This is a genomic window from Amycolatopsis sp. NPDC004747 (assembly GCF_053601335.1).
Genome location: NZ_JBSGBQ010000016.1, coordinates 1 through 22,737, shown reverse-complemented (window position 1 = coordinate 22,737; position 22,737 = coordinate 1). Strand labels below are relative to the sequence as shown.

Genomic DNA, 22,737 nt, shown 5'->3' with positions numbered 1-22,737 from the left:
GGTTACGCGAGTTGCGCTTCCGGTCACGCGAGTTGCGCCTCTGGTTACGCGAGTTGCGCTTCCGGTCACGCGAGTTGCGCCGCTGGTCACGCGAGTTCGGCCTTCAGTCACGCGAGTTGCGCCTCTGCTCACGCGAGTTCCGCCCTCAGTCACGCGAGTTGCGCCTCCGATCACGCGAGTTCGGCTCTCAAGCACGCGAGTCCGGCCTGCACCCACTCAGAGCCCGCCCCTCAGCCACCCGCGCCGCCCGCCTCGGAAGCGTTCAAAGGCGAGGCTTCGCCCCCGGCCCTTCATGCCGGATCAGCACCCGATAAACCCGCGGGTGCGCGCGAAACCAGACGTTGAGCTTCCCGGTCCACCGCATAGGCGCCGTCCGCAACCCCGCCGGGATCGGCCTGCCCACCACCCGCACCCAAGCCGCAAAGCGCGCAAACCGTCGCTCGTCCGAATCCGTCCACTGGAGACCCAGCGCCTCCCGCAACGAAGGCGGCAACGTGGCCCGCACCAGGAACAGCTGCCCCTCCCGGAACCACCGCCACCACGAGTCCGGCAGCCAGCGCACCGGTTTGGGCACCGTCCGGATCGTCTCGAGGAGCGTCTCCATCGTCGGGTTCGTCCCGAAACCCGCGACCATCGCGTCGTAGTACCGCTCGAACTCCGCCCAGTCCCGCGGCAGGTCGCGTTCGCGAACCCCGAGGACCCGCCCGATGTCGCACATCTGCGCGTAGTACTCGGCAAGCTCCGATTTGGACATTGGCACGCCGAAAAACCGTTGCGCGTCAACAGGAGCCTTCACCAGGGTCGCGTGCACCCACGCGTACGCCGCCGGGTCCAGCGCACTGTAGCGGCGTCCGTCCGCCGAACCCGTGAAGTTCCGGTGCAGGGACCGCAACCGCGCCGCCTCGACACGCGCGCCCGCCGGGCCGCCGTAGACGTAGATCGACAGCGAGGCGACCGTTCGCATCAGCCGGGTCCAGGGATCCGATGCGTAGTCCGAATGATCGCGGACGCCCGCCGCCACGACCGGGTGCGCCACCTGCAGCACCAGCACCTGCTCGGCCAGGAACGCGTCGCGGAAGTCGCCGAAGTACTTCCACGCCGCCGTGCCGCGGACGATCGCCCGCGCCATCAAGCCCCGCGGATCAGCATCATCAGCGGCTCGGCCACCGGCGTGTCCGTCTCACCCGTCGCCAGCCGCCGCAGCTGCAAGCCCGCGATCAGCGCCACCACCGGCCCGGCCAGCCGGTGCGGCTCCGGGACGCCCAGCGCCGCCAGGATCGTCACTGCCAGCTCGTCGTACGCTGCGAAGCATCGCGAAGACGCTTCGTGCAGCTCCGGGTCCCGTGCGGACTGGAGGTACAGCTCGTGCGCGCCGAGCTCATCCGCGCCGAACGGCAGCTGCGCGATCACGTGCTCCACCACCGAGGCCGCCTGCTCCACCGAGAGCCCCGCCGAGCGGTGGCCGTCCACGATCGCGCCGAGCTTCGCCGTTTCGTCCTCGACGAACAACAGCATCGCCTCGCGCAGCAACGCCGTCTGGCTGGGGAAGTGGTAGGTCAACGTACCGAGCGAGACACCCGCCGCGGCGACGATCCGGCGGTTCGTCAACCCGCCGACGCCGTGTTCGCCGACGACGGTCAGCGCGCCGCGCAGGATGGCTTCACGGGTGCTTACCAGCTTGTCTCCGGATGCCGCTCCGGCCACCGTTCGACCTCTTCCAGTTGCGCGGCGAGCGAAACCAGCCGCTCCTCGGCGTGCGACGGGCCGAGCAGCTGCGCGCCGAGCGGCAGCCCGTCCGCCGTCTGCCCGGCCGGGACGTTGACCCCCGGCCAGCCCAGCACGTTCCACGGCCAAGCGTACGGGCAGGCGGCGATCATGGCCTGGTCGGTCTCCCAGCCGGACAGTCCGTCGAACCTGCCGATCGGCGGCGGCGGGGTCGCGGTGGTCGGCGTCAGCAGCACGTCGACGCGGCCGAACACCGAGCCGATCCGCCGGTGCAGCCCCGGTTCGAGGGCGCGGGCCAGCCGCAGCGCGGGTCCGGCGAGCAGCCGGCCGTGGCCGGCGTTGCTGCGCGTGCGCGGGTCGAGCCCGGCGCGGTCGGGCACCCGCAGCGTCCAGTCGCGGACGCCGGTGAGCGACCGCGGCAGGAACGTCAGCCCGATCAGCCCGTAATCCGGTTCGACCTCGACGATCTCGTGGCCCAGCCCGGCGAGCGACTCGGCGAGCCGGCGCACGGCGGCTTCGACGACCGGGTCGAGGCGGGTCTTGGTGGCGGTGAACGGGATCCGCGTGGACAGGCCGATCCGCAGCTTCCCCGGCTCGCGCGCGGCGGCCGCGCGGAACACCCCGGCCGTCCCGGCGGCGGCGTCGAGCAGCAGGGCGGCGTCTTCGACCGTGCGGGCCAGCGGACCGAGCACGGTGAGGCCGTGGAACAGCTCGCCGCCGGTGGGGATCCGGCCGCGCTGGGTCTTGATGCCGACCAGCCCGGTCCACGCGGCCGGGATGCGCACCGAGCCGGCGCCGTCGGACCCGAGCGCGGCCGCGATGACCCCCGACGCCACCGCGGCCGCGCTCCCGCCCGAAGAACCCCCTGGGGTGTGGCCGGTGTGCCACGGGTTGCGCGTCACGCCGAAGGCGGGGCCTTCGGTGAACGGCCACTGACCCAGCTCGGGGGTGTTCGTCTTGCCGATGATCACAGCTCCGGCCTCGCGCAGCAGCGCGACCGCGGGCGCGTCGGCCGTCGCGCACGGGAATTCGCCGGGGCAGCCGAAGGAGGTGGGCAGGCCGGTGAGGTCGACGTCGTCCTTGATCGCGACCGGCACGCCGAGCAGGGGAGCGCGCTCACCGGCGGCCAGGCGCCGATCCGCGGCCGCGGCTTCGGCGAGGGCCTCGTCGTCACGCAGGTGGCGGAACGCGTTGAGCGTCGGCTGGCTGGCGTGCGCGCGCCCGAGCGCGGCCGCGGTGAGCTCGGCGGAACCGGCCTCACCCGCGGCGAGCCGCGCGGCCTGGGCGGCGAGACCCGTGAAGTCGAGGCTCGTAGCGGTCATGGTGGCCCCCGAAGTTCTCGTTCGTTCGAACGAACGTTACCGGATACCGGCGGTCTCCGGCTACTCCCGCTCTAAAGTGGGCGGAAAGAGCTTGGAGGGCCGATGACGTTCGACTTCGCCGGATTCCCCGACGCCGCGCTGGCGGCGATCCCCCGCGTCGACCTGGGTGGCCGGCCGACCCCGCTGCACGAGGCGCCCCGGCTCGGCGAAGCCCTCGGCCTGCGGAACCTCTGGCTGAAGCGCGACGACGTCCACCCGCTCGGCGCCGGCGGCAACAAGCTCCGCAAGCTCGAATACCACCTGGGCGCCGCGCAGGCGGCCGGCGCGGACACCGTGATCACCTTCGGCGCGCTCCAGACCAACCACGGCCGCCAGACCGCCGCCGCGTGCGCGAAGCTGGGCCTGCGCTGCGAACTCGTGCTCACCGCCAAGGTCCCGCGCGAGGGCGAGGCGTACGAACACGGCGGCAACCTCCCCCTCGACCGGCTCTTCGGCGCGACCGTCCACGTCTGCGCGGACGGCGAAGAGACCGGCCGCACCTACGACCGCCTGGTCGCCGAAGCCCGGAAGGACGGCCGGAAGGTCGCCACCATCCCGGTCGGCGGCTCCAACGACCTCGGCGCGCTCGGCTACGTCCGCGCCACCCACGAGCTGGCGAAGCAGCTGGAAGAACGCGGTGTCGAGCGCGCTCACCTCGTCGTCCCGCACGCCAGCGGCGGCACCGCCGCCGGCGTGGTCCTGGCCACCGCGCTGCTCGGGAACCTCGGCGTCGGCATCGCCTGCGTCAGCCACCCGCTCGACGAAGCCACCGAGAACCTCCACGAACTCGTCGACGGCGCGGCCAAGCTCCTCGGCGTGGCGTCGCCGCCCTTCACGCACGCGAGACTGGGCGATTCCACCCTCGGCCCCGGCTACGGCATCCCGACCGACGCGGTCTGGGCCGCCCTACGGCTCTTCGGGCGCACCGAGGGCGTGGTGCTCGACCCGGTCTACACCGGCAAGGTGGCCGCCGCGCTGATCGAATGGGCGGGCCACTTCGCCCCGGACGACCACGTGGTGTTCCTGCACACCGGCGGCATGCCCGGCCTGTACGGCTACGCGCCCGAATTCGCGGCGGCCGTCGAAGGCTGATTCCAGCCGGGTCGCGAGCCCCAGCAGCGTCATCAGCAGCGCGACGTCGGCGAGCAGCAGCAGCCGCTGCATGACGCCGATCGGGAACGCGACGGAGATCTCGTGGAACGGCGCCACCCCGGCCTCGCTGAGCCGCACGAACACGAAGCTCAGCGCGAAGAGCGCGAAGGCGCCCGCGGTCAGCCGGATCGCCCGGACCAGCGCGACGCGTTCCGGCCGGCCCCGCAACGGCTCCAGCAGCGAGACCGCCGCACCCGGCAGGCTGCAGAACGCGACCAGGCACGCGTAGAGGTGGATCTCGCCGCTCACCGGGTTCGGCGCCTCCGGGTAGCTGGCCGGGAAGACCGCCGCCGCGGCCAGCCCGAGCGCCCACAACGCGAGCAGCAGCCGGGTCGTCCGCGACAGCGGCACCCCCGCGACCTGCAGTGCGCCCAGCACGGCCAGCGACCCGATCGCCAGTGAGAGCACGCTCGCCGCGAGCATCCCTTCGCCGCGGTCGGTCACCGTGTAGCTGGACAACGTGTCGTACACCGGATTGCGTGAGCTGACGATGTGCAGCACCACGGCGGTGAACAGGCCCCACCCGACCGCACCCAGCGCGACGAGCCGCCACGGCCTCGTCCGCGTCCCCGCTTCGATCCCCATGCCGTCCAGGGTCTCGGGAACGTGACCGCCCGTGATCAGGGAAGACCCTGATTAACCCCCTGATTCGAAGTCGACCAGGACGAGCGCCTGGTCGTCGTGCCGCTTCGGCCGGGGCCAGCGTTCGCCGTCCGGATCCTGCTTCTCGGCGGTGCGGACGGCGTCGAGCACGGCGTCGGGCCCGTCGCCGCGGGTGACCGCCAGCACCTCGCGCCAGTCGAAGAGCTCGTACTGGTCGACGCCGATGGACACGCCGTCGCTGGCCAGCAGGACCGCGTCGACGTCCGCGCGCCGCCAGCTGCGCCGGACCGCGTGCGCGGCGGCACCCGGGACGGCTTCGGCGACCCAGAAGCCGTCGTGGGCGTTGCGCCGGCGCCGGACGTCGGCGCCGGTCTGGAGCATCCCGCGCCGCCGCAGCCGGGTCAGCCGGTCGTCGGAGACGACGTCCACGCCGAAGCCGCCGAAGCCGACCACCGGGCTGTCGGCCAGCACCAGCGCGTCGACGCGGTCTTCGAGCCAGCGCACGGCCGCGACCGTGCTCGACGGCGAGCGTTGCGGCCGCAGGTCGTGCTCGGCGGCGAGGGCGGCGATCGCGCTGGTCAGGAGCTCGGCCAGGTCGGCTTCCGGTGCCGCGCGGAGGTCGGCGGCGAGGCGCCGGGCCAGCCGCTCGGCGTACCAGCCGCCCGGGGGCTGCGAGGGGTCCGCCGAGGTGGCGCCGTCCAGAACGAGCACCGCGTTGGGCAGCACGACGACGTGGTCCTCGGTGGGGCGTGGGTGGCCGTCGGCGCCCACCCCGGCCCGTTCGGCGATCGCGATCTCGGGCATCACCCGACTGTACGTCGCCCGTTCCGGGCGTTCGCGCTGAGCGTGTCAACTGAGGTTGACAGGGTCGTGATGTCAACGTAGGTTGACAAGCATGACGGAAGCGACGGATTTGGCCGCCCGGGCGGGTGATCGCGATCCCCGGGTGGGGCTGCGCGCGGTCGCCGCGCTCCGGCGGCTGCTGGAACAGCTGGAGGCCGTGCAGGTCCGCAGCGCGCGGGTGCACGGCTGGTCGTGGCAGGAGATCGCCGCCGAGCTGGGGGTCAGCCGGCAGGCCGTGCACAAGAAGTACGGGAGGCACTGATGTTCGAGCGGTTCACGGCGGACGCGCGGCTCGCGGTGATCGAGGCGCAGATCGTGGCGCGGGAGTCCGGCTCGGTGGAGATCGGGCCCGCCCACCTGCTCGCGGGCCTGGTGAAAACCGCCGCGCCGGTGCTCGCCGAGCTGGGCGTGTCCACCGACGACATCGCGGCCGAGCTGGCCCGCACCCGGCGCCGCGGCGGGGTGAGCGACGCCGACGCCGAGGCGCTCACCGAGCTCGGCATCGACGTCGAGCAGATCGTCGAACGCGTCGAGCAGACGCACGGCGAAGGGGCCCTGTCCGGCCGGCTCGGCCCGGCCAAGCGCGGGCACATCCCCTTCACCGCGCAGTCGAAGAAGACGCTGGAGCTGAGCCTGAAGGAGGCCGTCCGGCTGGGCGACAAGCACCTCGGCCAGGAGCACATCCTGCTCGCGCTGGCCCAGCAACGCGGCACCGACGACGTCCTCGCCCGGCGCGGCGCCGACTACCTGACGCTGCGCCGGGCCGTCCAGCAGCGCAAGGCGGGTTAGGCGGTCCGCTCGCGCCAGGTGGTCAGCGGCAGCAGCGCCTGGGTGAGCGGGCCGATGGCCAGCGCGTAGAGCACCGTGCCGACGCCGACGGTTCCGCCGAGCAGGAAGCCGGCCGCCACCACGGTGATCTCGATGCCGGTGCGCACCAGCCGGACCGACCAGCCGGTGCGCCCGGCGAGCCCGGTCATCAGGCCGTCGCGGGGGCCGGGGCCCAGCCGGGCACCGACGTAGGTGGCGGTCGCGACGCCGTTGAGCGCGACGCCGCCGGCCAGCAGCGCGATCTGCCAGCCCAGTTCGTGCTGGTCCGGGAGGAACGCCCGGACCACGTCGACCACCACCGAGATGATCACGACGTTCGCGATGGTGCCGATCCCGGGTCGCTGGCGCAGCGGGATCCACAGCAGGAGCACGGCCACCGAGATCAGGCCGGTGACCGTGCCGAAAGTCAGGCCGGTGTGCTTCATGACGCCCTCGGCCAGCACGCTCCACGGCTCGAGGCCGAGGCCGGCGCGGGTGACGAGGGCGACGCTGGCGCCGTAGAGCGTGAGGCCGGCCAGGAGCTGCACGCTGCGGCGGACGGGGTCGCGGGAGATCCGGACGGGCCGGAGGTCGATCTGAGCCACGTCTCCACTATCACCGCCCAGTGGCCTGGTAAACCATAGCCAATTCCAGGATATTGGTCTTATGGAACCCGTGCTCCCGGTCGGTGGCCGGATCTCAGGACCACGATTGGCCGTCATGCTGGGCTCGTGGCGGCAAGGTGGCTCCCGACAAGGGGCGGCCGACCTGGCCGCGGCCATCGAGCTGCAGGTGCTCGACGGCCAGCTCCCGCTCGGCACCCGGCTGCCCGCCGAGCGGGAGCTGGCCGACGCGCTCGGCGCCAGCCGGACGCTGATCGGCGCGGCGCTCGACCGGCTGCGGGAGACCGGGCTGGTCGCGAGCCGCCGCGGCGCGGGCTCGTGGATCGCCGCGCCCGGCCGCCGCCGCCGCGGCCCGCTCGCGCCGGCGGGCGACGGCTCGATCGACTTCACCCACGCGTCCTCGCCCGCGGTCCCGGGCATGGCTTCGGCGGTCGACACGGCCCGCGTCCGGCTCGCCGGCCACCTCGGCGACCACGGCTACTCCGAACGCGGCCTGCCGGGCCTGCGCGAGCGGATCGCGCGGCGCTACACCGAGCGCGGGCTGCCGACGACGCCGGCGCAGGTCATGGTCACCAACGGCGCGCACCACGCGTTCGTGCTGGTCCTGCGGATGCTCGCCGGGCCCGGCGACCGCGTGCTGGTCGAGCAGCCGACGTACCCGAACGCCCTGGAGGCGATCCGCGCCGCGCACGCGATCCCGGTGCCGGTGGCGCTCGACCCGAGCGGCGGGCGCGGCTGGGACATCGCCGGGGTCGACGCGGCGCTGCGCCAGGCGTCGCCGCGCTTCGCCTACCTGGTCGTCGACTTCCAGAACCCGACCGGCCTGCGCCTGGACGCCGAGGGCCGCGCCCGGCTCGGCACCGTGCTGGCCCGCGCCCGGACGCCGGTCGTGGTGGACGAGACGCTCGTCGAGCTGGACCTCGAGGGCGATCCCCGGCACGGCCCGCCGCCGCTGGCCGCGTTCGCCGGCGACCTGGCCATCTGCGTCGGCTCGGCGTCGAAGACGCACTGGGGCGGGCTGCGGCTCGGCTGGATCCGCGCGTCGGAGGACCTGCTCGGCCGGCTGGTTTCGGCGCGCTACGCGGTCGACCTCGGGTCACCGGTGTTCGAGCAGCTGGTGCTGACCGAGCTGATGGCCGACGAAAGCCTGCTGGACCGCCGGCGCGAAGAGCTGCGCGGCTACCGCGACGCGCTGGCCGGCGCGGTGCACCGGTACCTGCCGGACTGGACGTTCACGCTGCCGTCGGGCGGCCTGTCGCTGTGGTGCCGCATGCCGGAACCGGTGAGTTCCCGCCTGGCAGTAGCGGCGGCGAGCCACGGCGTGCAGGTGGCGCCGGGCTCGCGCTTCGGCGTCCACGGCGGGCTGGAGCGCTGGATCCGGCTGCCGTTTTCGCTGCCACCGGACCGGATCGACGAGGCGATCCGGCGGCTGAGCGCGGCCGAAGCGTCGGTTCGCGGCACGCCGGCGTCCCTGGACGCGTCCATCGCGTAGAACGAACCGGTGCGCTGGATGCGTGCCTGCTCCCAGGGATGGGCGGCGTTCATGTGCATCCAGCGCACCGGTCCGTCGTTCCACACACCCGCTCACGGACGTGACCCCGTTCGCGGGTGCCGCGGCTTCCCGGCACAGCCCCTCGACGTGCCGGGAAGCCGGCGGCTCAGGTGCGCTCGCGGTACTGCGAGTCCTCGCTCGGCGCGGTGAGCAAGGGCTCCCGGAGCGCACCCGGTGTGGGTCCCGGCGCCGCGGGGGCAGCGCGGCGCCGGGACCGGGATCCGACCCGGCCGGGCGCGGTCGGCCGGTCGGAAAGCTGGTGTGTTCGCATGGTTTTTCGCCCCTGGGGTACGTCGGACGCGCCACGGCGTCACGAGACGTGAAAGAGCCACGGATTCCTGGCTGGAGCAGGGGAAACGTCACGCCTCAACGGCGTGCGGGTGCGCCTTGACGATCTTGATTTGGACGCACTTGTCCCCGGCGGCCCGGTCGGGCGTCAGTCGGGGGAGGTGGTCGGCAGGGCGGCTTCCCGGCCCGCGCCGTCGACCTCGTGGTCGCGGCTGGTGCCGATCAGCTTGAGCTGCGTGGTGGTGACGTCGTCGGTGTGGACGGCGAAGGTGTGGCGGGCGCCGCCGGAGCCGTCGTGGCCCGGGGCGGCGGTGGGGGCCGGCGCGCTCGGCGCGGTGGTGCCGCCGGGCAGGCCCGGCGTCGAGCTGCCGCCGGAGGCGTGGATGCCGGAGTCGCGCGGCTGCTCCTGAACCGCCGGGAGCGACGGCGACTGCCGGACGACCAGGCGCGCGAGCGTCACCACCCGGGTGGTCTGCTGCTGCGCCTGCGCTGCCGCCGTCGTGGCCGGGACGGTCTCGAGGACCGCGGCCGGCGCCTGGGTGCCGGCGGTGGTCACGGTGATCAGGCCCGGGACGGTGGCGATGACGCCGCCGGAGTTCGAGCCGCCGCCGAACAGCGGGCCGAGGATGTCGTCGATGGGCAGCAGCACGGGCCCGTCGGGGTGGCCCGCGGGCGGCTGGGTGAGCGGGGCGAGCACGGTGTGGGAAAGCGTGTCCGTGACGGCGCCGACCGTGTTCGTCACGGTGGTGAGCGTGCCGCCGACCACGTCGACGACACCGCCGACGAGGCCGCCGAGCAGGTCGCCGCCGGCCGAGGTCGTCTTGACCGGCGCTTCGGTCGTGTCCTTTGTGGTCACCGTGCTGACCGCTTGGAGCGTGCCGCCGACGAGGCTGCCGAGCAGGTTCCCGCCGGACGACGTGGCCTTCGGTGCGCCGGTGGTGGAGGTGGTCTTCCGGGTGGCCTTGGTGGTGATCGCGGGCTCTTCGGCGGGCGAGCCGCCCGGCTGCTCCGCGGTGGACGAGCTCTCCGGGGTGGCGGGCTCGTCGGCGGAAGAGCTTTCCGGGGCCGGCTCTTCGGCGGGCGCGCTGTCCGCCGTGGTGGTGGCCGGCTCGCCGGCGGAGCCGTCCTTTGTGGTCTCCGGCGCGGGGGCCGGTTCGTCCGGCCGGGGCTGCGCCTCGTCCGCGGGGGCGGGCTCGGTGCTGTCGCTGCCGTCGGTGCTGTCGGCTTTCGGCTGCAGCACGCAGGTGCTCTCGCCGGTCCCGTGGTGGTTCTTGCGGTGCCGGGCGTGCCAGATCGGCTTCTCGACGTGGTCCACAGTGGAAACCACCGGTGCTTCGGGGCACGCCGGGCGCTCGGCCGCCGACGCGGTGCTGCCGGACAGCGCGGCGCCGAGCAGCCAGCCCGCGAGGGTCAGGCCGCCGGCGACCAGGATCTTGGCGGCGGGCCGCTGCAGCGAGGCCGTCCACGGGCGCGGCACGCGCACGCGCGCGTACGGGGCTTCGGTTTCACCCGGCGTGAGCGCAGGCCGAACGGGAGCGTCGCGGCGCGCGTTCGCCGTGCTGCTCACCGCCACCACCACCGTCCGCGCCTGAGGCTTCCGCGATCTCCGCTCGAGCCTGTTCTTGCTGGGGTCTTTCTCCGGCCAGGTCGCAGTTCCCCCGGGGCTGCCCTCGTTCTAGCACCGCTCGGAAGTCTTTCATCTCTCCCGCGTTCGATCCAGCCCGTAGGACCGAGCGGCCCTGCCGGTCAAGGCATCTGCGGCCGACAAGTTGATCACTCTCAGTGCCGTTCGGGTGTCTTCTTACGGCCATTCGGACGAGTTCTGCAATTTGCACACTCCCGGGATGACCTGATGTTTCCCCGCGCCCGGACGCGCTTTGTGTCGAGCCGCTTCCGCTGGGTGTGCGCGGCGCGGTTTCGGCCAAGTGACCGGAATTTGACCCGTAATGTGGGACCGCCACTGGGCCGAACGGGTTCCGCGGGCGGCTTCGCTTGCCCTACGCCGAAACCACGCGCCGCCGGCCGGCCCGGGTGGCGGCTGCCCTCCGTGAGCACGAACCGCCCCGGCCGGCCGGCCCGCCGGGCGGCCGCCGGGACCGGCACCGGCAGGCGGAGCCCCGCCTCCTCGTCGCCTCGGGCGCCGTCGCGGGGCGTTGCCGGACGCAGTGAACGTCGTCGCGGAGAGTGACGAGGAACAGTGGCAAGTGGCGGACGCGCGGGCCGGCCCGTCCGGGCTCCGCCGGGCCGGCCGAGCCGGGCCGGCTCCCGGTGCGGCGCCGGAACGGCCGCGGCCGTCGTCTACTCAGCCGGACCGCGGAGATCAGACCAGTTTGCGCAATCGGGTGATGGCCTCGTCGATGACCTCGTTGCGCTTGCAGAACGCGAAACGCAGCAGGTGGTTCCACTCGTCCGGGTGATCGGTGAACACCTTCACCGGCACCGCGGCCACCCCGACCCGGCCGGGCAGTTCCCACGCCAGATCGGCCGCGTCGGTGAAGCCGAGCGGCCGCACGTCGACGCAGACGAAGTAGGTGCCCGCCGTCGGCCGCACGGCGAAGCCGGCGTCCGCGAGCCCGGCCGAAAGCCGGTCGCGCTTCTCCTGCAGCGACGCGCGCAGGCTGTCGACCCAGGGCAGCTCGTGGTCGAGCGCGTGCGCGACGGCCGGCTGCAGCGGCCCGCCCGAAACGAAGGTGATGAACTGCTTCGCCGCCTTCACCGCGGCGACGAGCTCCGGCGTCGAGCAGACCCAGCCGATCTTCCAGCCGGTGCAGTTGAACGTCTTCCCCGCGCTGGAGATGCTCACCGTCCGCGGCCGCATGCCGGGCAGCGTGACCAGCGGGATGTGCTCGACTCCGCTGGACACGTCGAACACCAGGTGCTCGTAGACCTCGTCGCAGATGGCGATCAGGTCGTGGTCGACGCACAGGGCCGCCAGCGCCTCCAGCTCGGCGCGGGTGAAGACGGTCCCGGTCGGGTTGTGCGGCGAGTTCACCAGGATCGCCCTGGTCCGCGGCGTGACGGCGGCGCGCAGGCCGTCGACGTCGAGCCCGAACCGGCCGTCCGGGCCCTCGACCAGGCCGACGACCCGCCGCTCGGCGCCCGCCATCGCGACCGCGGCGGCGTAGGAGTCGTAGTACGGCTCGATGACGATGACCTCGTCGCCGGGCTCGGTCAGCGCCAGCAACGCTGCCGCGATGGCCTCGGTGGCGCCCGCGGTGACGAGGATCTCCGTGTCCGGGTCGTACTCGGTGCCGTAGCGCAGCCGGTGCCGCGCGATCGCGGCCCGCAGCTCGGGCCGCCCGGGCCCCGGCGGGTACTGGTTGGCCCCGCCGAACAGCGCGTTCTTCGCCGCTTCGAGCATGCCGTCCGGGCCGTCGGTGTCCGGGAAGCCCTGGCCGAGGTTGACGGCGTCGTGCTTGACGGCCAGCGCCGTCATCTCGGCGAAGATGGTCGAGGTGAACGGCCGCAGCCGGGGGACGAGAGCAGGTTCGCGCACGATCAGCCATCCTCACGGACAATGGCGATGTGGAGCAACTGACCCCCGCGAAGGTGACGCCCGCCGACCCACCGGGCGGCGCGGCCGGTGAAGAGGAAAAGCGGCGCGCGCTGCGCAAGATGAAGCTGGTCGCGCTGTCGTTCCTGCTCGGCGCCACGCTCGTGTTCCTGCTGGCCGGCTGGGCGCAGGCGAGCGGCTGGCCGGGCTGGGTCGGGTACGTGCGCGCCGCCGCCGAGGCCGGCATGGTCGGCGCGCTGGCCGACTGGTTCGCCGTCACCGCGCTGTTCCGGCACCCGCTCGGGCTGAAGATCCCGCACACAGCGATCATCCCGAACAAGAAGGACGCGCTGGGCAACAGCCTCGGCGACTTCGTCGGCTCGAACTTCCTGTCCGAGGAGGTCGTGCGCGACAAGCTCAAGCGCGTCGAGATCGCGCGGCGCCTTGGCGCGTGGCTGGCGCAGGAGGAGAACGCCGAGCGCGTCACGTCCGAGCTGGCCACGGTGGTCCGGGCGGCCGTCCGCGTGCTCCGGGACGAGGACGTCCAGGCGATCATGGAGCAGGCCGTCGCGCGCCGGATCATCGACAAGCCGTGGGGCCCGCCGCTGGGCAAGATCCTGCAGGGCGTGTTCGCCGACGGCGCGCACCACAAGCTCGTGGACCTGATGTGCGACCGCGCCTACGAGTGGGTCCGCGACAACCACACGACGATGCTGCGCGTGGTGTCGGACCGGGCGCCGAGCTGGTCGCCGAAGTTCGTCGACGAGATGCTCGCGGACAAGGTCTACGGCGAGGTGCTGGCCTTCGCGTGGGCGGTCAAGACCGACGTCAACCACCCGATGCGGCTGGCGCTGGACAAGTTCCTCGGCGAGTTCGCCCAGGACCTGCAGACCGACCCGGACGTGATGGCCCGCGCCGAGCAGGTCAAGGGCCAGATCGTGCACCACGAGGAGGTCCAGCGGCTGATCGGCTCGGCGTGGAGCACGGCGAAGGAGATGCTGCTGACCGCGGCCGAAGACCCGTCGAGCGAGCTGCGCCGCCGCGTCCGGCTCGGGCTCACCTCGCTCGGGCAGCGGCTGATCACCGACGACCAGCTGCGGTCGAAGGCCGACGGCTGGGTCGAGGGGGCCGCGGCGTACCTCGTGAAGAACTACTCACGGGAGATCACCACGATCATCACCGACACGGTCGAGCGATGGGACGCCGAGGAGACGTCCCGCAAGATCGAGCTCCAGGTGGGCCGCGACCTGCAGTTCATCCGGATCAACGGCACGGTGGTGGGCGCGCTCGCCGGCCTGGTCATCTACGCCGTCGCGGAGCTGCTGTTCTGACCGCCGATTCCTATACCACACCCGGGGGGCGTTCAAACCAGTTGTCCACAGGAAGCTGAGTTATCCCCCGGGTTATCCACAGCTTTTCACGGTGATGGCCTAACGACTGTCCACAACGTGTGGTGGCCGGGCCGTCCGGGGCGTGGATATGTGGTGCTTCGTCCCCAAGTTGTCCACAACCGTTCGAGGGTCCGCCGCTCGGATGAGGACCGTTCAGCCCGCGGCGGCACGAGCGCGCCAGCCCCGCGCCTTCTCGCGGTTGCCGCAGACCCGCATCGAGCACCACGTGCGCGAGCGGTTGCGCGACTCGTCGTAGAAGGCCCACAGGCAGGTGTCGGCGGGGCAGATCTTCAGCCGGATCCAGTCACCGCGCACGACCAGGCGGGCGCAGGCGACGAAGACCGCGCCGACGACGTCGTCCGCGACCAGGGCCGGCCCGTCCGAGGTGAGCGAGATCCGGGTGCCCACGTCGACGCTGCCGCCGGGCAGCCGCGGGTCGCCGATCGCCGCGCGCAGGGCGTCCCGCGCCGCGCGGGCCTCTTCCGCCGGATTGGCGGCCAGTGCGTGCGCGGCCGCCCACTCGCGCCACTGACCGGGGTCTTCGAGCAGGTCGGTGCCCTCTTCGACGTTGACCGTGTTGAGGAACTCCACCACGAAGGAGGCGTCGGTGTGCACTTCCCGAGTGTACGGCGGTTGCCTTCGCGTGTGCTAACCCACATAATCGCTTTGCTGGTTACCCAAGATCGAAGGGAGCGACGATGAGCGCGGTACCGACCCTGGGTGTGGTGGCCCTCGACTGCCCCGACCCGGCGGCGCTGGCCGAGTTCTACCGCTCGGTGCTGGACTGGGAGGCGCCCGAAGCGGCCGAGGACGGGCACTGGGTGACGCTGGCCAACCCCGCGGGCGGCGCGGGCATCGCGTTCCAGCGGGTGCCCGACTACCGGCCGCCGTCCTGGCCGTCCGCGGACAACCCGCAGCAGCTGCACCTGGACCTGAACGTCACGGACCTGGAAGCGGCGCACGAGCGCGTGCTCGGGCTCGGGGCCAAGCTGCTCGACGACGGCCCGGAGACCTTCCGCGTCTACGCCGATCCGGTCGGGCACCCCTTCTGCCTCTGCGCCTGCTGACGCGTTTTTGCGTAGGCTTGGCGGGGTGATTTGTCCGAAGTGTCAGAACCAGATGCGGACCGTCGACAAGAACGGCATCCACATCGACCAGTGCGACGGCTGCCGCGGGATCTTCCTGGACCGCGGTGAGCTCGAGGCGATCGTCGGTGCGGAGAGCTCGTTCTACGGCCACCAGCCGCCGCAGTACCAGCCCGGTCCGGCGGCGCACTACGGCCGCCCGGACTCGCCGCGCCCCTACCGCGGCGGCTACCCGGACTCGCCCAAGGCGTACCGCGGTGGTTACGCGGATTCGCCGCGACCGCACCGCGGGTACTCGGACTCGCCGCGGCCGTACGGGCACGGGCACCGCAAGCGCAGCTTCCTCGAGAACCTGTTCGACTGAGATGGGGCTCGACCTGCGGATCTGCCCGGCCTGCGGGGAGCTGGCGGACAGCCCGGTCGTCACGGACGCCGTCGTCTCGTGCGTGAAGTGCGGGCACGAGCGGCCGTTCCGCAAGCTGCCGCTGTTCGCGCTGACCGGGCCCAGCGGCGCCGGCAAGTCGACGATGGGGCCGCTGCTGGCGGCCCGGTTCGCCGGCGACGTCGTCGTGCTGGAGCAGGACATCCTCTGGATCGGGGGCCTGCGCGACGACGTCCCGGCGTTCCGCTCGGCCTGGCTGCGGATGGCGGCGGTGCTGCACCAGAACGGCCGCCCGGTCGTGCTGTGCGGGACGGTGGCGCCCCCGGAGTTCGAGCCGCTGCCGGAGCGCGCGTTCTTCAGTGAGATCCACTACCTCGCGCTGGTCGGCTCGCCGGAGTCGTTGCGCGCGCGCCTGCGGGCCCGCCCGGCGTGGCGGGAGTGGGACGAGCCGCGGATCGAAGAGATGCTGGAGTTCAACGACTGGCTGCAGAAGTCGGCGCCCGAACTCGGCGTCGAGGTCTTCGACACCACGGACGTCTCCCGCGAGGCGACGGCCGACCACGTGGAGAAGTGGATCCGCGCGCGGCTGCCTTAGCCGCTCGGTGCCAGTGGCCAGGTACGGCCGCCGGGGGAGTCGAGCCAGAACTCCTGGCGGTCGCCGGTCACCGTCACGCCGAACCGGTCGCGGTCCGGCTTGCCCAGCTCGCACCACTCGACGAAGGCGGCCTCGGCCAGCTCCCACAGCGCCCGCGGGCCACCCTGGGCGACCTCGTCCGCGCCGCCGCGCTTGCGGTGGCGGACCCATGAGCCGTCCGGGTGGACCAGCGCGACCCCCGGCGCGTCGCCGCCGCCTTCGCGCACCGGCCGGACGCCGGGCAGTGCCAGCCCGGCGAAGAATTCGAACTGCTTGCGGGGCTGGAGCACCGTCGACATCGGCAGCCGCGTCTGCCCCCAGTCACCGCGCGAGGGCATCGGCAGCGGCCCGGTCTCCGGCAGCCGGTGCGCGCGCAGCGGCATGAACCGGCCGTCACGCGCGAGGACGCGGCCCTGTGCGGTGCCGTCGTCGCCGGCGACGAGCCGGACCAGCCCGGCGCCGATCGGGCGGTTCAGCGTCGTCACGACCAGCCCGCCCGGCTTGGTCTGCGCCAGCCAGGGGAGCGGGATCTCCGACACCGAAGCCGTGCACAGCACCCGGTCGAAGAGCGTGCCTGCCGGGAAGCCGAGCGCGCCGTCGCCCACCGCGCACGCCGGGTGGTAGCCCGCCGCGGCCAGCCGTTCGCGCGCCGCCGCGACGAGCGCCGGGTCGATGTCCACTGTGGACACGCGGCCGGACCCGCAGCGGTGGCTCAGCAGCGCGGCGTTGTAGCCGGTGCCGGTGCCGATCTCGAGCACGCACTGCCCGTCGCGCACCCGCAGCTCCTCGAGCATGATCGCCATGATCGAGGGCATGCTCGACGAGCTCGTCGGCGTGCCCGCCACCGGGCCGGTGCGCCGGGCGAGCTCCCAGCGGAGCGGGTCGTCGTCGAGCTGCGTCACCAGCACGTCGCGGGAGTAGACGGTCTCCAGCCAGCCCGGGTCGCCGCGGCCGACCGCCGCCCACAGCCCGCCCGCCGGCGCGAAGAACCGCGGCAGGAAGACGTGGCGGGGCACCGCCCGGAAGGCGGCGACCCACTCCGGCGCGTGCAGGACGTCCTCGTCGAGGAGGTGCTCGACGAGGCGTCGCCGCAGCCGGGCCGAGCGCGTCATGCCAACCACGGTAGCGGTGAGCGTCACACCCGAAGGTTGCAAGCAGGGTGCTTGCAATAGCTAGCACTCGGGCGTACCGTCGAAGGTGTCGCGAGGAGGTGACCGGGATGGCAGAGACCGGTGGGACGTCAGGATCCGGCAGTCCCATGGAGAAGGTCGCGGACATCGCTTCCGACATCGGCGAGTACATCCGCCAGCAGCGCAACACCGCGAAGATCTCGTTGCGCCAGCTGTCGAAGCTCGCCGGCGTGTCCAACCCGTACCTGAGCCAGATCGAGCGCGGGGTCCGCAAGCCCAGCGCGGAGATCCTGCAGCAGATCGCCAAGGGCCTGCGCATTTCTGCGGAAGCGCTGTACGTGCAGGCCGGGATCCTCGACCTGCCCACGGGCGGGCCGGTGGGCGACGCGATCCGCGCCGACGCCGAGCTGACCGAACGGCAGAAACAGGTCCTGCTCGACGTCTACGAGTCCTTCCGCCGGGAGAACGCCGCGGCACGGCCGGCCGCCACTCCCGCCCCGGAAACCCCAGACACCACACCAGCCGCGAAAACCGAGGAGTCAGCATGACCACCCCCAAGACCGAAGACGTCAAGAAGGCCGTCACCACCGCCCTCGACCAGGTCCGCACCCCGCTGCTCGCCGCGCTCGGCGCCGGCAACCTGGCCACCCACGCCGTCACCGACGCCGTGGCGAAGGCCAAGGAGAACGTGACCAAGAGCGGCGAGGTCGCCCGCAAGAACCTGCAGGAGCTGCCGACGGACGTCGAGAGCCTCCGCGAGAAGCTGGACCCGGCCGAGCTGCGCAAGGTCATCGACGAATACACCGAGGCCGCGCTCAAGCTGTACAACAAGCTGGCCGAGTCGGGCGAGCAGGCGTGGGACAAGTTCTCCGCGCAGCCGCAGGTCAAGAAGGCCATCGAGCAGCTCGAAGAGGCCCTGACCACCGCGCAGGGCCAGGTCGAGGGCGTCACCGCCGAGGTGCGCGAGCGCGTCGACGGCGTGCTGGGCACCTTCACCAAGCGCACCCGCTCGGTCGGCGAGAAGACCGCCCGCAAGGTGACCGAGGTCGCCGGCGAGGCCGCCGACGCCATCGAGGAGCTGGGTGACGACGTCGCCCACGAGACCCGCTCGGCGAGCCGCCGCGTCGCGAACAAGACGGCCCCGAAGACGGCCGCCCCGGCCCGCCGCACGACCTCGTCGAGCACCACTTCGGCCGCCGCGAAGAAGCCGGCCGCGCCGAAGACCGACAAGTGACATCGCCGTGAACACCCGGCCCCGTCCCCGGACCTCCGGCGGCGGGGCCGGGGTCGTTCGGGTGGTTTGCCGTAAGCTGTCGCTGTGCTAGTCGCCATCTGGATCCTCCAAGTCATCCACTGGGGCAGCGCGCTGGTCGGGCTCTTCGCCTTCGTGCACGCGCTGCTCCAGCGCGCCGACGCGTACTCGGCGGCCGACCGCAAGACCAAACCGATCTGGATGCTGATCACCGGCGGCGCGACCCTCGCGATGGTGCTGTTCCCCGTGATGGGCCCGGGAATGATCTTCTACGTGCCCGCCATGGCGGCGGCCCTGGTCTACATCGTGGACGTCCGCCCGAAGCTGATCGAGGTCCAGCGCGGCGGCTCCAGCTGGTAGTTAGGCTGGCGGGGTGACCTGGACGATTGCCGGGAGCCTCACCGTCGTTCCCGCCCCCACGCGTACTGACCTGCTCGCCGAGCCCGTGGCCAAGGCGCTGGCCGGGCTCGCCGACCCGGACGCCGTCGGCGTCGCGGAGATCGACCCCTCGCTCGCCGACACCGCCGCCTTCTGCGAGGCCTACGGCTCGCCGCTCGAGGCGTCCGCGAACTGCGTCGTCGTCGCCGGCAAGCGCGCGGGCGAGGTCCGCTTCGCGGCCGCGCTCGTGCTCGCGACCACCCGCGCCGACGTCAACGGCGTGATCAAGCGCCGCCTCGACGTCCGCAAGGCGTCGTTCGCGCCGATGGACGAAGCCGTCTCGCTGACCGGGATGGAGTACGGCGGCATCACGCCGGTCGGCCTGCCCGCCGAATGGCCCGTCCTGCTCGACCGCCGCGTCGCCGACGCACCCGAGCTCGTCATCGGCAGCGGGATCCGCGGCAGCAAGCTGCTGATCTCCGGCGCCGCGCTGGCCGCCCTGCCCGGCGCGGAGATCGTCGAGGACCTCGCCAAGTGACGTCCGTCTGGCTCCGGTACCTGACCGGTGCCGACATCGATTCGCTCGGCATCACGGACGCCGACATCGTCGGCGCGGTCGAAGACGTGCTCGCCGACCACGGCCGCGGTCAGGTCGTCTTCGAGCCGCGCACGCACCTCGTGCCGGACAACGGCGGCAAGGGCCACTTCAACATCCTCCGCGGTCACCTGTCCGCGAAGCAGGTCAGCGGCGTCAAGGTCGTCGGTGACTTCGTGGGCAACTTCGAACGGGGCCTCCCTTCGGAAATGGCGTTGATCCTGCTGCTGGACCCGGACACCGGCATGCCGCGGGCGATCGTCGACGGCACGATGATCACCGAGGCCCGCACCGGCGCGATGACCGCCGTCGGCGCGAAGTACCTGGCGCGCCCGGAGTCGCGGGTGCTCGGGCACATCGGCGCCCGCGGTACCGCCTGGTGGAACGTCGTGCTGCTGGACTCCTTGTTCGACTTCGCCGAGATCCGCGTGACCAGCAAGCGCCCGGAGTCGCGCGAGGACTTCGGCCGCCGGCTCTCGGAACGGCTCGGCAAGGACGTCCGCGTCTGCGCCACGGCCGAGGAGACCCTGGACGGCGCGGACATCCAGGTCGAGGCCTCCCGGCTCGTCGAGCCCGAGGCGCTGGTGCGCCGCGAGTTCCTCCGGCCGGGCACCTTCCTGGTGCCCTACGGCACGATCAGCGCGCTCGAGCTCACGCTGCTCGACGACATCGACAAGGTCGTCGTCGACGACTGGCGCGAATCGCGGTCCGGCAACCCGCGGTTCGGCGCCCTGCGCCCGCAGCTCAACGCCGGCCTCCTCACCGAGGACAAGGTCCACGCCGAGATCGGCGACATCGTGGCGGGCCGCAGACCCGGCCGCGAGCACGACGCCGAACGGATCCTGTTCTGGCACCGCGGACTGTCCACAACGGACGTTGCGGTGGCGAACATGATCCTCGCTCGTGCCGACGCTTCCGGCGTCGGCACCATGTTGCCCTACCGATGATCGTCTCCGACAGCGAGTTCACTGACGGTGAACGGTTGGTTCTGGACAAACCGCTGGTAGAAGCGCTGTCGCGGCGTCGCAAAGCGGTCTTGACGGCCCTGGCGGACCCGGAGAAGCCGGTCTACGGGGTCACCACGGGGATGGGGCGGCTCGCGGGGGTCGCCCTGGATCCGCGGCAGCAGGCCGAACACCAGCGCAACCTGCTGATCGGCCGCGCCGTCGGCGGACCGCCGTGGCTGCCGCCCGAAGACGTCCGCGCGCTGCTCGTGGTCCGGCTGCGCGACTTCCTGCAACCGTGGTCGGGGGTGAGTCCCGAGCTGGTGCAGTTCCTGGTGGACCGCCTGAACGACGGCTTCACGCCCGCTGTCCCGCGCTTCGGGCTCGGCAGTTCGGGCGAGATCATCGCGCTCTCCCACGCGTTCCAGACCTTCCTCGGCATCGGCACGGTCCTGGAGGACGGCGTCGAAGTGCCGGCCGGTTCGGCGCTCGCGGCGCGTGGCGCCACGCCCTACGTGCTCGGGCCGAAGGAAGGCGCCTCCCTGCTGCAAGGCTCTCCGCTGGCGGTGGTGCACGCGGCGCGGGGCTGGACCGAAGCTCGGCAGCTCATCGACCTGCAGACGCTCGCCACGGCGATGTCGATCGACGTGCTCGGCGCGCCACGGGAAGTGTTCTCGCCGGTCACGGCGGGCGGCGACGACCACCTGAGTGCGTTGCTGCGCGAGCTGACCGAGCTGGTGGGCATCGGCCCGGTGCGGCCGGGCGTGGTGCAGGCCCCGCTTTCGGTGCGGGTCGCGCCGCGGGCGCTGGCGCACGCTTCCCGCGTCAACGACGACCTGGACGAAGCGCGGCGGCGCTGGGGGACGATGCCCGGCGATTCGCCGTCCTTCGTCGACGGTTCGTTCGTTCCGGGGACCGGGTACCACGCGGTGGACCTGGGGTTGCGGATGGACGCGGTGACGGCCGCGCTGGTGCACCTCGGCGAAGTCTCGGTGCAGCGGACGCACCGGTTGCTGGACGAGCGGTTCAGCGGGCTGCCACCGCAGCTCACGGCCGATCCGGGGCCGCGCGCGGGCTTGGTCCCGCTGCACAAGCGAGCGGTGGGCGAACTGCACGCGCTGCGCCGGCTCGCGACACCGGCGACGCTCGGTTCGATCGACACGTCGGCCGGCCAGGAGGACGTGCAAGCGTTCGCGCCGGCGGCCGGCGAGCAGCTGCGCGCCGCGGCTTCGCACCTTTTCGCGATCACGGCGTGCGAGCTGATCACGGCGTCCCAGGCCCGCTTCTTGGCCGGCGGGGAGGGCGTGCCGGGGCTTCGCGCGGGCTACCGGTGGGTGCGGTCGGTGGTGCCGCCGGTGGACGAAGACCGCCCGCTCGGACCCGAAGCCGAGCGGCTGATCACGGTTTGCCGGGCGGCTTTCTTCGACGACCTGGCGACGCTTACCTGAATCCGCAGGGCTTATCGAGTACCGCGGAGGTGAATGTGGACGTCGGCCTGCTCGGTCGTGCGGCCGCGATGTTCGCGGTGACGAACGTCGACGACCTGGTCCTGCTCGCGGTGTTCTTCGGCCAGGCGGCCGGCCGGCGCGGCGAGCTCAGGGTCGTGGCTGGGCAGTTCCTGGGCTTCGCGGCGATCTTGGCGGTGTCGGTCGCGGGAGCGCTCGGAGCCGGCCTGCTGCCGGACGGCGCGGTCCGCTGGCTGGGCGTGCTGCCGGTGCTGCTGGGAGTTCGCGCGGCACGGCAGGCGTGGCGCCAGGAAGACGACGAACCACCACCGGCGGCCGGCGTGCTCGGAATCGCAATGGTCTGCTTCGCCAACGGCGGCGACAACGTCGGCGTGTACGTCCCGGCGTTCGCTGCGACCGGGCCCACGGGCTTGGTGGGCTACGTGGCGGTGTTCCTGGCGGGCGTGGCGGTGTGGTGCGCGGCGGGCCGCTTCCTGGCCACCCGGCCGGGCATCGCCCGGGTGCTCGCCCGGTGGGGCCACGTGCTGCTACCGCTGGTGCTGATCACCCTCGGCGCACTGATCCTGGCCGGCGCTTTCTAAGAGCCTCCTGGATGACATCGCAGCGGGCGCGTGGTCTGCGCGCCGAACGCAGGCGGACGGCCGAGTGCGCTCCGGGGTTTATCCCTTGTGGCCCATCCGACTCCGGTGCAGCCGCTCGGTGGGGCGGCGCGTGTGGTGATCATGAATCTCAGAACCAGAGTTCTTGCCATCGTCACGCTCGCCCTGTCCGCGGTGCCGACCGTCGCCGGGCCGGCGCCTGCGGCTACCTCGGCCCAGACCGTCGAGGTCGCCGCGCCGGCGGGCAGCGGCCTTGCGCCTTACATCGCCGTGATCACGCCGGTCAGCGCTCAGCGGCTGGGGAACAGCTGGCACCAGGGGTGTCCTGTCGGGCCCGGCCAGCTGCGGTTGGTGAGCTTGAGCCACTTCGGTTTCGACGGTGCGGTGCACCGGGGTGAGCTGGTCGTCAACGCCGACCGGGCGACCGAGGTCGC

24 protein-coding genes and 2 pseudogenes are annotated in these 22,737 nt (G+C 72.6%); 16 read left to right on the top strand and 10 right to left on the bottom strand.

What is annotated here, in order from left to right:
- Positions 1 to 262 precede the first annotated feature (262 nt).
- From ACWEGE_RS25240 to ACWEGE_RS25230, 3 genes are read right to left on the bottom strand one after another with little or no spacing between them, the layout of a single operon-like run.
- The gene (locus ACWEGE_RS25240) at positions 263 to 1,129 is read right to left on the bottom strand and encodes an oxygenase MpaB family protein (protein ID WP_449662920.1); all 867 of its coding nucleotides are present in this window, start codon (positions 1,127 to 1,129) and stop codon (positions 263 to 265) included.
- On the bottom strand, positions 1,129 to 1,704 hold the full coding sequence (locus ACWEGE_RS25235) for a TetR/AcrR family transcriptional regulator (protein ID WP_449662919.1): 576 nt from the start codon (positions 1,702 to 1,704) through the stop codon (positions 1,129 to 1,131). Before ACWEGE_RS25235 ends, ACWEGE_RS25240 begins: the two co-directional genes overlap by 1 nt.
- A complete protein-coding gene (locus ACWEGE_RS25230; RefSeq protein WP_449662918.1) occupies positions 1,671 to 3,047 on the bottom strand; it encodes an amidase in 1,377 nt (458 codons plus the stop codon). Before ACWEGE_RS25230 ends, ACWEGE_RS25235 begins: the two co-directional genes overlap by 34 nt.
- Before the next feature lie 102 nt (positions 3,048 to 3,149).
- Between ACWEGE_RS25230 and ACWEGE_RS25225 the strand changes: the two genes are divergently transcribed.
- Complete coding sequence (locus tag ACWEGE_RS25225) at positions 3,150 to 4,178, top strand: D-cysteine desulfhydrase family protein (RefSeq protein WP_449662917.1); 1,029 nt, start codon at positions 3,150 to 3,152, stop codon at positions 4,176 to 4,178.
- Positions 4,179 to 4,262: 84 nt separating this feature from the next.
- On the opposite strand, the pseudogene ACWEGE_RS25220 reads toward ACWEGE_RS25225, so the two are convergent.
- A pseudogene (locus ACWEGE_RS25220) lies at positions 4,263 to 4,823 on the bottom strand (DUF998 domain-containing protein); the annotation flags it as partial.
- 51 nt (positions 4,824 to 4,874) lie between these two features.
- Positions 4,875 to 5,645 carry a protein phosphatase 2C domain-containing protein gene (locus tag ACWEGE_RS25215; protein WP_449662916.1) on the bottom strand — a complete coding sequence of 257 codons (771 nt, stop codon included), beginning with the start codon at positions 5,643 to 5,645 and terminating at the stop codon, positions 4,875 to 4,877.
- A gap of 91 nt (positions 5,646 to 5,736) precedes the next feature.
- On the opposite strand from ACWEGE_RS25215, the gene ACWEGE_RS25210 reads away from it, so the two are divergent.
- Both ACWEGE_RS25210 and ACWEGE_RS25205 read left to right on the top strand, forming a co-directional pair.
- Entirely contained in the window at positions 5,737 to 5,946 is a 210-nt protein-coding gene (locus tag ACWEGE_RS25210; RefSeq protein WP_004559389.1) for a sigma factor-like helix-turn-helix DNA-binding protein, read from the top strand.
- Positions 5,946 to 6,473, top strand: a complete 528-nt coding sequence (locus tag ACWEGE_RS25205; RefSeq protein ID WP_449662915.1) for a Clp protease N-terminal domain-containing protein — start codon at positions 5,946 to 5,948, stop codon at positions 6,471 to 6,473. The genes ACWEGE_RS25210 and ACWEGE_RS25205 overlap by 1 nt, the downstream gene beginning before the upstream one ends.
- On the opposite strand, the gene yczE is transcribed toward ACWEGE_RS25205, so the two are convergent.
- Positions 6,470 to 7,096, bottom strand: coding sequence for a membrane protein YczE (yczE, locus tag ACWEGE_RS25200; protein ID WP_449662914.1), 627 nt, complete (start codon positions 7,094 to 7,096; stop codon positions 6,470 to 6,472). The two genes, ACWEGE_RS25205 and yczE, sit on opposite strands and share 4 nt — an antisense overlap.
- A gap of 61 nt (positions 7,097 to 7,157) precedes the next feature.
- On the opposite strand from yczE, the gene yczR reads away from it, so the two are divergent.
- The gene (gene yczR / locus ACWEGE_RS25195; RefSeq protein WP_449662913.1) at positions 7,158 to 8,606 is read left to right on the top strand and encodes a MocR-like transcription factor YczR; all 1,449 of its coding nucleotides are present in this window, start codon (positions 7,158 to 7,160) and stop codon (positions 8,604 to 8,606) included.
- A 496-nt stretch (positions 8,607 to 9,102) separates the two neighbouring features.
- Here yczR and ACWEGE_RS25190 read toward each other — a convergent pair whose 3' ends face one another.
- Together ACWEGE_RS25190 and ACWEGE_RS25185 are read right to left on the bottom strand one after the other, a co-directional pair.
- A complete protein-coding gene (locus tag ACWEGE_RS25190; protein WP_449662912.1) occupies positions 9,103 to 10,521 on the bottom strand; it encodes a hypothetical protein in 1,419 nt (472 codons plus the stop codon).
- A gap of 753 nt (positions 10,522 to 11,274) precedes the next feature.
- Positions 11,275 to 12,450, bottom strand: a complete 1,176-nt coding sequence (locus ACWEGE_RS25185) for a pyridoxal phosphate-dependent aminotransferase (protein ID WP_449662911.1) — start codon at positions 12,448 to 12,450, stop codon at positions 11,275 to 11,277.
- A gap of 29 nt (positions 12,451 to 12,479) precedes the next feature.
- Here ACWEGE_RS25185 and ACWEGE_RS25180 point away from each other — a divergent pair, with 29 nt between their 5' ends.
- Positions 12,480 to 13,778, top strand: coding sequence for a DUF445 domain-containing protein (locus ACWEGE_RS25180; RefSeq protein WP_449662910.1), 1,299 nt, complete (start codon positions 12,480 to 12,482; stop codon positions 13,776 to 13,778).
- Between the two features lie 213 nt (positions 13,779 to 13,991).
- Here ACWEGE_RS25180 and ACWEGE_RS25175 read toward each other — a convergent pair whose 3' ends face one another.
- The gene (locus tag ACWEGE_RS25175; protein WP_449662909.1) at positions 13,992 to 14,453 is read right to left on the bottom strand and encodes a CGNR zinc finger domain-containing protein; all 462 of its coding nucleotides are present in this window, start codon (positions 14,451 to 14,453) and stop codon (positions 13,992 to 13,994) included.
- 83 nt (positions 14,454 to 14,536) lie between these two features.
- Between ACWEGE_RS25175 and ACWEGE_RS25170 the strand changes: the two genes are divergently transcribed.
- Genes ACWEGE_RS25170 through ACWEGE_RS25160 form a run of 3 tightly spaced genes read left to right on the top strand, consistent with a single transcriptional unit; the run spans position 14,537 to position 15,900 of the window.
- On the top strand, positions 14,537 to 14,905 hold the full coding sequence (locus ACWEGE_RS25170; protein ID WP_449662908.1) for a VOC family protein: 369 nt from the start codon (positions 14,537 to 14,539) through the stop codon (positions 14,903 to 14,905).
- 7 nt (positions 14,906 to 14,912) lie between these two features.
- Positions 14,913 to 15,287: a TFIIB-type zinc ribbon-containing protein gene (locus ACWEGE_RS25165; protein WP_449662907.1), complete on the top strand. Its 375-nt coding sequence runs from the start codon at positions 14,913 to 14,915 to the stop codon at positions 15,285 to 15,287.
- A 1-nt stretch (position 15,288) separates the two neighbouring features.
- Positions 15,289 to 15,900, top strand: a complete 612-nt coding sequence (locus ACWEGE_RS25160) for a nucleoside kinase (RefSeq protein WP_449662906.1) — start codon at positions 15,289 to 15,291, stop codon at positions 15,898 to 15,900.
- Here the strand turns inward: ACWEGE_RS25160 and ACWEGE_RS25155 are convergent.
- The gene (locus ACWEGE_RS25155; RefSeq protein ID WP_449662905.1) at positions 15,897 to 17,051 is read right to left on the bottom strand and encodes a methyltransferase domain-containing protein; all 1,155 of its coding nucleotides are present in this window, start codon (positions 17,049 to 17,051) and stop codon (positions 15,897 to 15,899) included. The two genes, ACWEGE_RS25160 and ACWEGE_RS25155, sit on opposite strands and share 4 nt — an antisense overlap.
- Positions 17,052 to 17,197: 146 nt before the next feature.
- On the opposite strand from ACWEGE_RS25155, the gene ACWEGE_RS25150 reads away from it, so the two are divergent.
- The 8 genes and pseudogenes from ACWEGE_RS25150 to ACWEGE_RS25115 all read left to right on the top strand — a co-directional run.
- Positions 17,198 to 17,617 (top strand): helix-turn-helix domain-containing protein, encoded by a 420-nt coding sequence (locus ACWEGE_RS25150; RefSeq protein ID WP_449663095.1) that lies wholly within the window; start codon positions 17,198 to 17,200, stop codon positions 17,615 to 17,617.
- A complete protein-coding gene (locus ACWEGE_RS25145) occupies positions 17,614 to 18,303 on the top strand; it encodes a hypothetical protein (RefSeq protein WP_449662904.1) in 690 nt (229 codons plus the stop codon). The genes ACWEGE_RS25150 and ACWEGE_RS25145 overlap by 4 nt, the downstream gene beginning before the upstream one ends.
- 84 nt (positions 18,304 to 18,387) lie before the next feature.
- On the top strand, positions 18,388 to 18,681 hold the full coding sequence (locus tag ACWEGE_RS25140) for a DUF2516 family protein (RefSeq protein WP_449662903.1): 294 nt from the start codon (positions 18,388 to 18,390) through the stop codon (positions 18,679 to 18,681).
- A 13-nt stretch (positions 18,682 to 18,694) separates the two neighbouring features.
- Positions 18,695 to 19,237 (top strand): YbaK/EbsC family protein, encoded by a 543-nt coding sequence (locus tag ACWEGE_RS25135; protein WP_449662902.1) that lies wholly within the window; start codon positions 18,695 to 18,697, stop codon positions 19,235 to 19,237.
- The gene (locus tag ACWEGE_RS25130) at positions 19,234 to 20,241 is read left to right on the top strand and encodes an ornithine cyclodeaminase family protein (RefSeq protein WP_449662901.1); all 1,008 of its coding nucleotides are present in this window, start codon (positions 19,234 to 19,236) and stop codon (positions 20,239 to 20,241) included. The genes ACWEGE_RS25135 and ACWEGE_RS25130 overlap by 4 nt, the downstream gene beginning before the upstream one ends.
- Complete coding sequence (locus tag ACWEGE_RS25125) at positions 20,238 to 21,686, top strand: aromatic amino acid lyase (RefSeq protein ID WP_449662900.1); 1,449 nt, start codon at positions 20,238 to 20,240, stop codon at positions 21,684 to 21,686. Before ACWEGE_RS25130 ends, ACWEGE_RS25125 begins: the two co-directional genes overlap by 4 nt.
- A gap of 35 nt (positions 21,687 to 21,721) precedes the next feature.
- Positions 21,722 to 22,285, top strand: coding sequence for a cadmium resistance transporter (locus ACWEGE_RS25120; protein WP_449662899.1), 564 nt, complete (start codon positions 21,722 to 21,724; stop codon positions 22,283 to 22,285).
- 105 nt (positions 22,286 to 22,390) lie between these two features.
- Positions 22,391 to 22,737, top strand: a pseudogene (locus ACWEGE_RS25115) (M15 family metallopeptidase); the annotation flags it as partial.